The 12,819-nt window shown below is 66.8% G+C and carries 12 protein-coding genes; 3 read left to right on the top strand and 9 right to left on the bottom strand.

The features are described from left to right. Positions 1-74: 74 nt before the first annotated feature. From A1D30_RS20675 to A1D30_RS20665, 3 genes are all read left to right on the top strand, one after another. The gene (locus tag A1D30_RS20675) at positions 75-1,034 is read left to right on the top strand and encodes a chemotaxis protein (protein WP_063462613.1); all 960 of its coding nucleotides are present in this window, start codon (positions 75-77) and stop codon (positions 1,032-1,034) included. A gap of 345 nt (positions 1,035-1,379) precedes the next feature. Continuing rightward, positions 1,380-1,922 carry a hypothetical protein gene (locus A1D30_RS20670; RefSeq protein WP_063462723.1) on the top strand — a complete coding sequence of 181 codons (543 nt, stop codon included), beginning with the start codon at positions 1,380-1,382 and terminating at the stop codon, positions 1,920-1,922. A gap of 55 nt (positions 1,923-1,977) precedes the next feature. Then, complete coding sequence (locus A1D30_RS20665; protein ID WP_063462612.1) at positions 1,978-2,508, top strand: DUF4124 domain-containing protein; 531 nt, start codon at positions 1,978-1,980, stop codon at positions 2,506-2,508. Positions 2,509-2,588: 80 nt separating this feature from the next. Here the strand turns inward: A1D30_RS20665 and A1D30_RS20660 are convergent, their stop codons facing one another. The 9 genes from A1D30_RS20660 to A1D30_RS20620 form a co-directional block, all read right to left on the bottom strand. After that, positions 2,589-3,377 carry a DNA adenine methylase gene (locus tag A1D30_RS20660; RefSeq protein ID WP_063462611.1) on the bottom strand — a complete coding sequence of 263 codons (789 nt, stop codon included), beginning with the start codon at positions 3,375-3,377 and terminating at the stop codon, positions 2,589-2,591. Beyond that, positions 3,331-3,537: a Com family DNA-binding transcriptional regulator gene (locus A1D30_RS24960; RefSeq protein WP_082836557.1), complete on the bottom strand. Its 207-nt coding sequence runs from the start codon at positions 3,535-3,537 to the stop codon at positions 3,331-3,333. The genes A1D30_RS20660 and A1D30_RS24960 overlap by 47 nt, the downstream gene beginning before the upstream one ends. Before the next feature lie 154 nt (positions 3,538-3,691). Continuing rightward, on the bottom strand, positions 3,692-3,913 hold the full coding sequence (locus A1D30_RS20655) for a hypothetical protein (protein ID WP_063462610.1): 222 nt from the start codon (positions 3,911-3,913) through the stop codon (positions 3,692-3,694). Further along, entirely contained in the window at positions 3,906-5,801 is a 1,896-nt protein-coding gene (locus tag A1D30_RS20650; protein WP_063462609.1) for a hypothetical protein, read from the bottom strand. The genes A1D30_RS20655 and A1D30_RS20650 overlap by 8 nt, the downstream gene beginning before the upstream one ends. Positions 5,802-5,811: 10 nt before the next feature. Further along, positions 5,812-6,105: a hypothetical protein gene (locus A1D30_RS20645; RefSeq protein WP_063462608.1), complete on the bottom strand. Its 294-nt coding sequence runs from the start codon at positions 6,103-6,105 to the stop codon at positions 5,812-5,814. Between the two features lie 69 nt (positions 6,106-6,174). Beyond that, positions 6,175-7,524 carry a hypothetical protein gene (locus A1D30_RS26105; RefSeq protein ID WP_199866024.1) on the bottom strand — a complete coding sequence of 450 codons (1,350 nt, stop codon included), beginning with the start codon at positions 7,522-7,524 and terminating at the stop codon, positions 6,175-6,177. A gap of 2 nt (positions 7,525-7,526) precedes the next feature. Next, complete coding sequence (locus A1D30_RS20635) at positions 7,527-8,690, bottom strand: hypothetical protein (protein ID WP_063462606.1); 1,164 nt, start codon at positions 8,688-8,690, stop codon at positions 7,527-7,529. Positions 8,691-10,770: 2,080 nt separating this feature from the next. Beyond that, positions 10,771-12,411, bottom strand: coding sequence for a hypothetical protein (locus tag A1D30_RS20625; RefSeq protein ID WP_063462605.1), 1,641 nt, complete (start codon positions 12,409-12,411; stop codon positions 10,771-10,773). Further along, entirely contained in the window at positions 12,411-12,818 is a 408-nt protein-coding gene (locus A1D30_RS20620; RefSeq protein WP_063462604.1) for a hypothetical protein, read from the bottom strand. The genes A1D30_RS20625 and A1D30_RS20620 overlap by 1 nt, the downstream gene beginning before the upstream one ends. Position 12,819 lies beyond the last annotated feature (1 nt).

Genomic DNA, 12,819 nt, shown 5'->3' with positions numbered 1-12,819 from the left:
GCGCACTGCACACGCCGTTTGGGTCCTAGAATTTGTAAAAGCGCGTATCTTCATTTCTGCGCCAAGGATCCATCATGAAAGCCATCCAGCAGGACATCGACGAGCGGACCAACCTCACCAGCACCAACAAGTTTGAGCTGCTGCTGTTCCGCCTGGGCACCGACACCGCCCTGAACAAGTCCGAGCTGTTCGGCATCAACGTCTTCAAGATCCGCGAGATCGTGGCCATGCCCAGCATCACCCCCATTGCAGGCACCACGCCGCATTCGCTGGGCGTGGTCAACCTGCGCGGCCAGGTGATCCCGGTGCTGGACCTGCCCTCCATCGTGGGCTGCAAGCCCCAGACGGGCCTGAACATCATGCTGGTGACCGAATACGCACGCACCACCCAGGCGTTTGCGGTCGAATCGGTGGAAGACATCGTGCGGCTGGACTGGAAACAGGTGCTGTCGGCCGAAACCAGCGGCGCCAAGGGCAAGCTGGTCACCAGCATCGCCCGGTTGGATGGCAACACCGATGAATCCCGCCTGGCCCAGGTGCTGGACGTGGAAGCCATCCTGCAGATGGTTTCGCCGTCGGACGGCCACGAGGTGACCGAAGAGAAGGTGGGCGCCAAGCTCAAGCTCAAGCCCGGCACCATCGTCCTGGCGGCAGACGACTCCTTTGTGGCCCGCTCGCTGATCGAGCAGGAACTCAAGGTGCTCAACGCCCCCTACGAGATGGTTAAGTCGGGCAAGGAGGCCTGGGACCGCCTCAACGCCATCGCCAAGAGCGCCGAGGCCGAAGGCAAAACGGTGCTGGACCGCGTGGCCATGGTGCTCACCGACCTGGAAATGCCGGAGATGGACGGCTTCACCCTGACCCGCAACATCAAGCAGGACGCGCGCTTCCACGGCCTGCCGGTGGTCATCCACTCGTCCCTGTCGGGCTCGGCCAATGAAGACCATGTGCGCAGCGTGGGCGCCGACGGCTATGTGGCCAAGTTTGTGGCCGAAGACCTGGCCGACACCATCCGCCGCGTGCTGCCCAAGTAAGTCCGGCTGCTGCCCTCCTGCCCATCCCCACACCTGCGCACGGTGTGGAGGGCAGGAGGCAGATGAAGATTTCAGTGTTTTTTGGCCGTTTGCGCGCGTCCAGCATGCCTTTATAGCTATCATTTTTGATATTCATGCAGGGCAACGAAGCGCCAGGCCCGGTGCAGGCGGAGCAACCGCCCGGCAGACGCCCCGGCGCAGTCAACCAAATGGCGGCGCCAAACGCTAAAGGGCTTGGCACAGCCCACGCCAGCCTTTGAAATTTGTAACATCCCACCGGGATGTTTTTCAGGGGCTTTACGGACCCGGGTGGAACGCGCACCCCGGGGCCGGAGTCTGAACACCATGACCTACACATTCGCCCGCATCCTTTCTGCCTCGGCCCTGGGGGTTCTTGTGACCGGGTGCGCCACCGTGCCGGGCGACCCGTACTACGAGCCCCCGCGCTACCAGGTGTACGAACAGCCGGGGTACATCTACAACGCCCCACCGCCGGTGTACCAGGCCCCGCCCGTGTACCGCGCACCTGGGGTGATCTACTCGGCCCCGCCGCCGCCGCCCGTTTACTACGGTGGGCGCGACCGGCATGACGACCGCTGGGACAAGGGCCGCGACCGCAACGACTGGCGCGAACGGGAGCGTGACCGTGACCGCGCCGAACGGGACCGTGCAGCCCGCGAGCGGGACCAACGCGAACAACAGGCTCGCGACGCCGACCGCCGCGCCCGCGAACGCGACCAGGCCCGCCGCGAGCAGGCCGAGCGCGACCGCCGCGCCGCCGATGATCGGCGCAATCGCAACCCCGGGCAGTTGGCCCCCGGCAGCTACACGCCGCATCCGCAGGACTGGCGCTCGCGCCAGTTCTCGAACAGCCAGGAACAGCCCTGAACTGCGTCGCCGGGCTTGAGCAGCCGAACGTCCCCACTTTTTGAGCGATGCCCCCATGACCCGAGCCCAGCATCTCCTCGCATGCCTGTGTGTGGCCTGGATCGGCACCGCCGCCCAGGCCCAGGTGGTGCGCTGCACCGACCCCGCCACCGGCAAGGTGACCTACACCGACGGCAAATGTGCGGGCGGCACCACGGCGCGTGAGGTGGAAGCGCGCAAGACGCCAGAGGAAATCCAGCGTGAACGCGAGCAGGCCGCCGAAGCGCTGGCGCTCAAGCAAAAACGCCTGGAGGCCGAGAACAAGGCTGCAGAAACCGAAGCCCTGCGCAATGCGCAGCGGGAGCGCACCCCGGCCGCCAGGTCTCAGGACTACGCCCGCTCCCCTGAATGCGCACGCTCGCGCCGCAATCTGGACGTGGTGCTGAGCAGCGGCAACGCAGGCAGCTACGAACAAAGCCAGCGCGCAGAGGCCGCCCAGCGCCAGATGGACCTGGACTGCCTGGGCCCCGAGGGGTATGCCGAGGTGGAAAAAGCCCGTGCGGCACGGCCCACCACGGTCCAGACTGAAGCGCGCCGCGATATTTGAAGCCGCAGCGCTGAGATAAACAGCCGCCAGTTTACTTTCGCGCCACGAAAAGGAATTGCGCGGCGCGAGCCAAGCCTGGCTCAGAACAGGCCAGCAGGTTCCGCCTCCCGGTCCCAGCTGTAGATCACCAGCTCCCCGCGCTCCACTCGGTTCGCCCCGCCGCCCACGGTGTAGTCCAGTTTGAGCGCCTCCATGTCGTATCCCTCGAAGCACTCCCGGATGGCCGGGTGGTCGTTGATACTGATCACCGCCTTGCCCTTGATCGCGCGCAGCTTGGTGGCCATGAGCTGGTACTGCTCCCAAGGGAACGGCACTCCATACCCCTCCGTCTCCCAGTACGGTGGGTCCAGGTAGAACAACGTGTGTGGGCGGTCGTAGCGGTCGATACAGGCCGCCCAGTCCAGGTTCTCGATGTAGGTGCCCGCTGCAAGGCGCAAATGGGCGGCCGAGAGGTTCTCCTCGATGCGCAGGAGATTGATGGCTGGCGCGGTGGTGGCAGTCCCAAAGGTCTGGCCAGCCACCTTGCCGCCGAAGCTCTGCTGCTGCAAATAGAAAAACCGGGCCGCCCGCTGCACGTCGGTCAGCGTTTCCGGACGGGTCTCCTGGAGCCACTTGAACACCTGGCGGCTTGTCAGCGCCCACTTGAACTGGCGCACGAACTCCTCCAGGTGGTGCGTCACGACGCGGTAGAGGTTGACCAGGTCGCCATTGACGTCGTTCAGCACCTCGACGTCGGCAGGGTTGCGGGCGAAGAACACCGCCGCCCCGCCCGCGAAGACCTCGACGTAGCAGCTATGGGCAGGGAACCTGCTCAGCAGCAGGTCAACGAGACGACGTTTGCCGCCGATCCAGGGAATGATGGGTGCCATGGTGGGTTCCAGTTACGTTGGACGCTCCATGGCGCTCTGAGGTGGGGCTCTCGGCCCTCAGTGAATTCATGACCCCGCAGCGGGGGCACTTGATGCTCAGCCGGATGTAGACACCCTCGCCGAGTTTGCGGCTGCATGCGCCGCACCTGATCTCTTCCATATTTGCAAGCCTGTTTCTCTGTACGAAAACTCTGATAGGCTCGACGCGCTCTCGCGAGAGTGGCGGGTCTTGCCTGGCTTGCAGGTCACTTCTGCAGGTTGGGGGCCTGGCCAGGTGTTAGCGCACTTGACTAGGTCGCCCGTCTTTTTTCGATCTATCCCTCGGACGACACATACGTCAGCGTCGGTGCCCCCCCTTCAATCAAGCCAGCGCGCACAAACACGCGCTGCCCGGCTGTCCCCTCGCCCCGCGCCTGGATCACCCCGCCGCCTGGCAGCGTGATGATGGCCACGCCCCCAGCGATGGAGGTGATCTCGCCCACTTCCAGGGGCTGGTCGGGCATCAGCGCCATGAACTCCCGGTAAGCGTTAGGCATGGGTTTCGATCTCCAGCGTTTGGCGCAGGCGGGGGCGGCTCCACTCGATGGACGTGCTGCGCACGATGCCCATCACCGTGGATTCCCCGAGGTAGCGGATGAACTTGCCCGGCACGATCACGCCTGTCTCGGGCAGCACCTGCATGTTCAAGGTGATCCGCTCTTGCTTGCCGGTGTCCGACAGCTCGGCAATGCCCCGCTGGCGGTGTGCATCCGGGTGGGTGATGAGCGCATGGTTCACCTGGGGGGCGATCACGTTGCCTGGGGTGCCCGCCCGGGTGAACGGCCCAAACACCCCCGCCCCGATGCCGCCCAGGAACACCCGGTTGTAGGCTGGCTTGTCGATGAACTCGGTGCCCTCCACCTCGGCCGCATGGGCCGGAATCTCAAAATCCGGCGTGACGCTGCCCCAGTGCCATGGCGCCAGCGGGTAGCGCGGCAGCACCCGCAGCGTGGTGGCCGTGTTGTGAGGCTGCACGTAGCCGCCAGCAGCCCCAGCGATGTCGTTGATGGCGTCGATGTAGTTGCCCTGCATCGCCCAAGCCCCTGCGGGCACGTGCCAATCTTCCAGGCCCCAATCCACCGTCCAACCCATGGGGACGCCGTTCACGGTGAGCACGTCGGCCATGAGCTGCTGGGCCGTGCGGTCCACCAGGTTGCGGAACGACTGCTTGGGGGCGTCGGCCGAGCCCAGCACCGAGGCCTTGCCCTTGCCAGACACCGCCCAGCGCGTGGGGCTGAAACGCCGGTCCCGCGACTTGCCTTCCAGTCGCAGACGGAACTCCACCCCGTTAACCAGCACCGCCAGCTCGGCCGGATCGCCCGCGCTGTCGCGGCCCAGGTGATTGGCCGCATCGTTGTGCAGTGAAGCCGTCCAGGACCAGGTCCAGGACTGGTGGTCCAGCGACATGCTGAAGCTATGGGCGTTCAGCTCGGCGCCCGTGTCCACCCGGTGCAGGGTGATGTTGTTGATCACGATGTAGGTCCTTCGAACAGGGACAACGATGGTTTCGCCAGGCTGCGGCCCAGGCCCATGGCCATCGCACACAAACACCAGGCCCGCTGGCAGTCTGCTGTCGGCCAGGTCATCAAACACCAGGTGCGCGGGCAGGACGGGTACGTAGCAAGGCGTTTCGATAGGCGGCTGCACTGGCGCACTGACGCCTGGGGGCAGCTTGCGGGCCTCCTCATACCGGACGGCCACCACGCGGGACAGCGGCACCGCGCGGCCAAAGGCGTCACGCACAGCAGCCTGGCGGTGCTGGGCTTCCTCAAACCGGCTTTGCACCAGGTGGCGCAGCCGGGTGGCGTCTTCAAACCGCTGCAGCACGGGGGGCGCCGCGAGCTGCTGGGCCTGCTGCATGGCTTGTAGGGTGATGGAACGCAGGCGCTCAGCGTTTTCAAACCGCTGCAGGGCCGGGGCGCTACCCAGGCGCTGAGCCTGCTGCATGACCTGGCGCACGGTGGCCCCCAGGGGCTGGGCCTGCTGCCAGCGCGCCTGGTGGGGCGTGCCCACGGTGCGGGCGTCTTGCCAGTTGGCCTGGACGGCGGCGGGCACCGGCTGGGCCTGCTCGTAGCGCACCTGGATGCTGGCCCGCACGGGCGCGGCATCCTGCCAGCCGTTGACGGTCGTGGTGGTGATCGGCCGCTCCACGTTGACGTCGAACACCACACGAATGCGCCCGCGCAGGCCGGTGATGGAGCCAGCAGCCCGCAGCCGGGCCGCCACGCGCACGCCGATGCGACCACGCAGGCCCGTGATGGTGCCCGCCGCATGCAGCTCGACCACGTCGGGCGTGCCGCCCCCGCCGTCGTCTCCAAAAACGATCTCGACCGGCCCACCCGATGGGTTGGGCGCCTGGTCGAAGAGCAGATCGGTGCTTGCCACGCGCTGGCCCTTATGTGAGTGAGGTGGTGCCCAGCACCACCAGGCCACCGGCCTGCAGCAGCGGGCTGGTCTCGCCCAGCGGCGTGTTGCCACCTTCCACCCAGAAGTCGCCGCCGTTGGCTTCGTCSGTCACGCTGCCTTCGGCCACGATGTCGCCTGCAGCGTTGACCCACAGGCCCCAGCGGGGCATACCGGTGGTCAGCACCAGGGAGCCGCCCGGGTCGGCCACGTGCAGCACCAGCCCACCGCCGACGATGGACGCGCAAGGCACGGCCAGGCTGGACCCGGCTCGGGCCAGGGCCATCGTCTGCCAGGTCAATCGCGGCCTGCAGCTGGGCCAGGGCCGTCGCTGGGCCAATGCGCCAGGTGCCGCTCATGCCAACACCTCGGGCACCAGCTTGCTGGCGGCCACTGGGCGGAAATTGCCCGCCAGGTCTTCGGCCAGGGTAAGAAACTGCTGGTTGGCGTCAATGCCCCTGAACTCAAACGCGCCGGTCACTGGATCGCTCCAGGTCTCGCGCACGAGCAACTTGCTGCGCTGGTGCTGCAGCACCACCCGGGCCTTGGTGGGCACGTTGGGCGTGCCCTTGATCTTGGTGGTGCCCCAGATGCGCGCCTGGCCGCCAAACTCGACGTCGCGGGCCATCTGCGCACGCGCAGTGCCCTCGGTGGAGAAAACCGGCACCGGGGCACTGACAGCCAGCCCTGCAGCAATGCGCGACGGACGCACCTGCTGCGCGCCCTGCACCGGGAACAGCAGGCGCGTGGGGCCAAACCCCGCCTGAAAGCCCGCAGGCGGCACGTACACAAACGGCGTGGCCCCGAAGTTCGCGCGGCAGGTTGCAATGGCACTCGCGCCCGACCCAAAAAACGCGTAAATGGGACCGACGATCCCAGACGCCACAACGCCAGCGTCCACCCCGTCAAACCACAGACGCAGCGTGCCTAAATCCATGTCGAGAACAAAGCTCAGGACAGTGAATGACCCGATAGTGGGCAACCCGGTGAGAACCTCGACCCCGCCGTGATAGATCACCCCGGTGGAGTAGCTGTAGTAGCCCCAGCCGTGCGCATTGGCGCCTGGGTACGCACCTTCTGCCGTCAAGACCTCAACCGGCGCCGCTGCAGTCGCGATCCCTGGCATCGAGTAGCCGGTCAGTTCAGAAACCTCCCAATAGCACTTCCGGGCCGAAACCCCGTGCACGCTGCGCACCGCGTAGTAGTAAAAACTGCTGCTGGCGTAAAGATCGCCATCAGACAACGTGACTCCTGGCCCTTTGTCCGCTGGATTCCAAGTGGTGGGGATCAAGCCCGCAACAGCGTCTGCAGCCCAGGCATTGGTGCCGGGAAACAGTAGACCTGTGCCCTCGGCCACGAACATCCAGCCCTGTGCGTCGTTCCAATAGGCCAGCGAGAGCGACTGAGGCCAGCGCTGCTCGGATGCGCCAGCAGCCAGGCGCAGCCCGTCCACCTCGACATCAGACCCCATGTCCCAGTGCAGGAAGAACCCGGCCGAGGCCACGGCCTGCGCGGCGAAACGGCAGCTGCTGCCCACGTCGTTGTCCTTGAGCGCAGCCAGCGTGCCCGTGATGGGCGCATGGCTGGCCGTGAGGGTGGCGGCGCCATCGAGGCGCGTTGTGCCGTTGAGCAGCGCAATCTCTGCCAGCTCCAGGTCGTTACCCCCCAGCATGAAGCCGCTGAGCCTCCAAAAACGCGCGGCCATGCTCAGCGGCTCCAGGGGCCGGTGGTGTCCAGGAACACAGTCCCAGCGGTCACGGCACCAGCGGGCGGCGCCGTGCGGATCGCCAGCAGGCGGCGCCCGGCCAAGTCGTCGGTGCCGTCCACGTTGCCGCCGTTGGAAAACGCTGCGCCCAGGTCTTGCACCGGGTGCAGCAGGCCCGGCAAGGAGCCCCGGATGCCCTGCGCGACCAGCTCCAGGGGGCCGGTCAACAGGCCGTTGTTGGGGCCGTTGGGGTACGTGCCCCACGAATAGCCCGAGGTGCCCGCGTAGGCATCCGCCGTGCTGCCGTTGTGGTGGGCGCCGATGCGCTGCGCGGCAATCGCCTGGCCGATGGCCGTGTGGGAGCGCACCAGGTAGGCACCCACCCGGGCACTGCGGTGCGAGTAGCCCACGCAGCCGTTGGGCACGGTGCTGACGTTGGCCTGGTCGGCTTCGTTGCCGGTGACCAGGTAGCCGTAGGCATCGCCGCTTTTAAAGCTGGCGAGGTCACCCGCGAACAGCACCGTGAACCGGCCCGTGCCTGCTGGGTCCACGGCCAGGAAGAAGGCGCGCTCGTCGGCCACCAGATACCAGGCGCGCGCCGTGGCGTTGGCTGCGCTGCTCTTGGGCCAGTACAGACCCCCGGCCACCTGGGCTTCCAGCGGCGTGGTGCCGGGGCCGGTGGACGCGTCCGTCATGCTCTCATGGGCGCGCACCCGGGCGTTGGTGGTGCCGGTGTCGGCCACGCGCAGGACGCAGCCCGAGGCCTCGGGCACGGTGGGCTTGACGCACATCACGTTGGTCAGGGTGCCCGCAAACAGCTCTTGCCAGCCAGCGGCGGCGAGCTTGCTGGTGATGGTGCCGGTGGCTGCACCGTTGGGAACGCCAGGCGCGGCAAACGTGACGCTTGAGGCCGTGGTGCTCAGAATGGGCTTTTGCCCATTGAGACCTGCTGGCGTGGAGCCTGCGAACTGGCCCACGCTGCCCACGCGGAAGGGATGGGAGCCCGCATAGTTGGCAGTGGCAATGCCAGCATTGACGGTGAGCGATGCCACGGCACCAGCACCGAAGCCATCCACCAGGCAGGACTTGAGCACGCTGCGCAGTGCCCCTGCAGAGCCAGACAGGACCGAGGCGCCGGTCATTGCGGAATCAAAGGTGTAGATCATGGTTGCGGCTTAGATGACGGGGTTGGTGGGCGCGCGGTCGATATCGCCGCGCTCGGTAAGTTCAAAGGCGTAGTCGGTGCCGATGGCCTCGGAAGGCTGCGTGGCGCGGATGGCCACGAGCGGGTAGTACGCCCCCACGGTGGGCAGGAACAACGTGTTGCCGGGCACCCAGCCAGCGCCCCAGCCTGCGGCGGCCAGCGTGAAGTAAGGGGCGCCGCTCACAGGGTTGATGGGGGCGATGGCCGTGTTGCGGCTAAACGTGCCCAGGTTGCCCACGTGCTCGCCAATCACCTCGACATCGGTGCCGCCAGTGAGCACGCGCAGGGCAAAGCGCTCGGTCATTGCGCCTGCGTTTGTCACCACCACGGGGAAGGCGCCGTCGTTGTAGGTGGACGGCGCAGGGTTGCCGACCGTGACGTCGGACCAGGTCACACCGTCCCAGGTCTGCTGGTCGAACACCGGCAGCGCACGGGCGCGCAGGTTGCCCGCCATGATGGCGCTGGACACGATGCTCCCCACCGGGAAGTTGTGGGCGAGCTGCTTGGTCAGCTTGAGGGTGCCGTCGATCTGCACGTCGGCCACGCGGGCCATCTGCTCGATGCGGTGCTTCACCGTCACGGGCTGGACCCAGCCGGTCACGTCGGAGATCGCGATGGTGCCCGCGTCGAGGTTGGGTGCGTAGCCGGTGCGGATGAGCAGTCCGTCCGCGCCGATCAGGTAGACACGCGATAGGCGCTCGCGGGCGCAGTTGACCGTCTGGCCGTCCGCGTAGGTGGCAGCGGGCACCACGCCCGTGTGGCCGATCACCACATAGCTGCCCACCCGGTACTTGGGCACCCGACCATCAGGCGGAAGGCGCACTGGGTCCAGTCCCACGATATCGGCGTCCAGCGGCAGGTAGAAATAGGCCACGCTGTTGTAGCGCAGCGTGGTGGGGTCCACCGGCCATGGGCGCCAGATCTTGCCCGGCTCCACCGCACCCACGTCGGCCGCGTCGTACCACCACTCTGCCTTCTGGGCTGCGGTCAAGGTGGCGTCCACAACGAAGTCGCCAAACTGCAGCTCAACAACCCCGGTCTGGTAGTCGATGTGCCCCCACATGTGGGTGCCCAGCAGGTTGCCATCTAGGTCGCCCGTGGCCGTGAGGGCGTTGCCTGCGGTGTCGGTGAGCGTGAGCACGTAGCCCGTGGGCTTGATGGGCGCGGCCTGGGTGCGCATGAAGATGCTGGCGGTCTTCCAGGCGCTGCGCCGGGTCCACAGGCTTTGCAGGGTGATGGCGGCGGGGTTGGGGCCGACCACGTAGTCGGTCATGCGCGCGGTGCCTGCTGCGTAGTCGATGCGGCCCGAGTTGATGCCAGGGTTGCTGCCCGTACGGCCACGGTAGATCACGCCCTCGAAGTCGGTGTACGTCTCGCCCATCCACACAAACTGCACGCTGCCGGGCACGATGGAATCGGATGTGTAGGGGCACAGGTCGATGACGATGGACTGGGGCTGGAAGCTGTCGGTGCGGGCGGTGACCACCGCAGGGGCCACCCGGTAGCGTGCGACCACGCTGGAGGTAGCCAGGATCTGTTCGCCCACGCTGGTGGTGCCGTAGGACGCGCCCTTGCGGCTGTCGGCATTGCTGCTGCCGCTGCCATCGCCCACGGTGTTTCCGAACTCGGTGGCGTTGTCGTAGTCGCTCTTGTACGACTCGGTGCTGCGGTCGAACTGCACAACACGCAGGTTGACCTGCTTGGCCCCGTAGTTGACGGTGCCCAGGCCGCCGATGAAAGCGCCTGCGCCGTCGTCGGTGACAGTCTGGGCCACGACGATGCGGCCATCAGCAGTGCGGCCGGATTCCTGCGTCAGCGTACTTGAGCTGCCGNCACGCAGGTTGACCTGCTTGGCCCCGTAGTTGACGGTGCCCAGGCCGCCGATGAAAGCGCCTGCGCCGTCGTCGGTGACAGTCTGGGCCACGACGATGCGGCCATCAGCAGTGCGGCCGGATTCCTGCGTCAGCGTACTTGAGCTGCCGCTGGTGGTGGTGATGGTGAATGGGCGCTCAACGTAGGTGATGGGCATGGGTGGTGTCTCCTCAAGAAACTTGCGGCCAGTTCACGAAATTGCTGCCGGTGCTGCCGCTGGTGGACTCTGGCGCGCTGTATTCGGGCACTGAGCGCGTTGTGTAGGTCACACCGGCGTTTTTGATCGCGTTGGTCTGCGTGACGCTGCCGCCGCTGGTGTTGCTGGTGGTGCGGGCCGTGGCCCACTCGATCTGCAGGGTGCCCGCCGCAGGCTGCTGGGCCAGGTTGAGCGTGATGTAGCCGCCAGCGTCGGGTGCGCTGGGGGTGAGCAGCTCCTTGACCACCACGTCGGTGTCGTAAGCAGTGCTGATCTCGTCGCCCGGGTCGGGCAGGTACACGGTGCGCAGCAGCACAGTGCCGCTCGGGTAGTCCACCCGGCCGGTCGCGTCGCCGCTGATGACGCCTGCGGCATCGGCCGTGGCGGTGCGCAGCACGCCCGCGCTGAACCAGGTGAACTCGGGGGAGCCAGGCACCACACCCTCATGTTCCAACGTCCAGCAATACTCGGGCGCGCGGATGGCCGCGCCCTGGCTGCTGCGGTTCGTGTAGCCCACGCGCTCACCCCACTGGATGATCAGGGCGCTGCCCACGTCGGGCTGCACGGGCAGCGTCACGCTGCCGCTGCCGGTGTCATAGATGAGCTGGCCCACGCCGCTGCCCGTGAAGACGCCTGCGCCGTCGTCCTGCAGCTCGTACCAGGTGCCCAGCGCCATCCAGCTCACGGTGACCGTGCCTGGCTCAGGCAGCGGCTTGAGCATGAAGACGTGGTTGAAACCCCGGTTCTCTTGGCCGATCTTGATGCGCTGGGTGTGGGCGGCCACGGCGATCTCCACGCGGCGCGGGGCGTCGGCCAGCACAATGCCGCGCGTGGCGGCCGGGCGCTGGTCCAGGGCCGAGGTCTCGGTGCGCGAGTTGGGCACGAGCTGGGTGTAGATGCTGTCCACCTTCACCACCGAATCACCGATGACGGCGGCCAGCACTGTGGGGGCCGCGCCGTAGTATTCCGCAGCATCCGCCACCGAGGTGTCGCGGATCATGGTCTTGTTGGGGTCGCGCCCAAAGCCCCGGTCGGGCGGGCTCCCGGGGAAGTCAAAGCGCAGGCTGTCGGACAGGTCGAGCTGGGTGACCGAGCCCAGGAAGTCCACGAAGCTGCCGTTGGCGTTGTAGGTGAACGTGCGGGTCTCGGTGGTGACCCGCGTGACGCGGATGTACTGCGCGCGCTCGTCGGGCAGGCCTTCGTTGTAGATCAGCACCAGGGTGCGGCCGATGGGCGGCGTGGCCGTGCCCGGGCGGTGGAAGAGCTGGATGTTCTTCTGGCCCAGGACATGGTTCTCCAGCAGGTAGCCCGACCACTCGGACGCCTTGATCAGGTAGTTGGCAATGGCCGCTGCGATCTCGGTGCGCCGGGCGAACAGGTTGCACTTCGCCAGCGTGACCGACACGTTGGGGTCGGTAGGCGGCATGGACAGGATGAAGTTCGCGCCCATGTAGGGCTCTGCGTTGTTTGTCATCACCGCCGCATGCACCTGCATGATGGACACGTTGCCACCGGCCCGGTCGGCCTCGGTGATGTCGCGGAAGATGTGGTTGCTGCCGCCGTAGGGGATGACGGTGCCGGTGGGGCCGCCGCCGCCCTCGGGCACGTCGTCCATCACGCGGGACGCAAACGCAGCGTGAGGCTGCAGTGGTAGTCAGTCTCTTCGGGGTCGCTGTAGTCAACGACGGCCACCATGCCCATGGCGCGGGTCTCTTCTTCGGTGCCGTGGTCAAAGATCACGGTGAAGGTCTGCCCGAGCAGCTGCAGGGTGAAGCGCTGGCCGGGAACAGCCGCCCAGGCTTTGAGGGTGAGCAGTGCGCCGCGCGTGATCCATGCGCTGTTGCCGTCGCCCGTGAGGGTGATGGGCCGGCCGCCGTTGCGGGCCATGGCGTCAACAATCAACGTGCCCCAGATGCCGCGCTCCTTTGACTGCGCCACGGCAGACCAGGTGAGTTCGTCGGACCAGATGAGGTCTTGCGGCAGCTCCAGCGCAATGCCGTCTTTGGTGAGGGTGATGGTCATG

The organism is Acidovorax sp. GW101-3H11 (assembly GCF_001633105.1).
Classification (GTDB): domain Bacteria; phylum Pseudomonadota; class Gammaproteobacteria; order Burkholderiales; family Burkholderiaceae_C; genus Acidovorax.
Note: the sequence above shows the minus strand (reverse complement) of the source record. Positions and strands in the feature narration are given on the sequence as shown.

Coding starts and splice junctions, on each gene's coding strand:
- A1D30_RS20660 (WP_063462611.1), bottom strand. CDS start 3,377: ATGGCACCCATCATTCCCTGGATCGGCGGCAAACGTCGTCTCGTTGAC.
- A1D30_RS20635 (WP_063462606.1), bottom strand. CDS start 8,690: ATGATCTACACCTTTGATTCCGCAATGACCGGCGCCTCGGTCCTGTCT.
- A1D30_RS20655 (WP_063462610.1), bottom strand. CDS start 3,913: ATGCCTAACGCTTACCGGGAGTTCATGGCGCTGATGCCCGACCAGCCC.
- A1D30_RS20620 (WP_063462604.1), bottom strand. CDS start 12,818: ATGACCATCACCCTCACCAAAGACGGCATTGCGCTGGAGCTGCCGCAA.
- A1D30_RS20625 (WP_063462605.1), bottom strand. CDS start 12,411: ATGGACGACGTGCCCGAGGGCGGCGGCGGCCCCACCGGCACCGTCATC.
- A1D30_RS20670 (WP_063462723.1), top strand. CDS start 1,380: ATGACCTACACATTCGCCCGCATCCTTTCTGCCTCGGCCCTGGGGGTT.
- A1D30_RS20665 (WP_063462612.1), top strand. CDS start 1,978: ATGACCCGAGCCCAGCATCTCCTCGCATGCCTGTGTGTGGCCTGGATC.
- A1D30_RS26105 (WP_199866024.1), bottom strand. CDS start 7,524: ATGGCCGCGCGTTTTTGGAGGCTCAGCGGCTTCATGCTGGGGGGTAAC.
- A1D30_RS20675 (WP_063462613.1), top strand. CDS start 75: ATGAAAGCCATCCAGCAGGACATCGACGAGCGGACCAACCTCACCAGC.
- A1D30_RS24960 (WP_082836557.1), bottom strand. CDS start 3,537: ATGGAAGAGATCAGGTGCGGCGCATGCAGCCGCAAACTCGGCGAGGGT.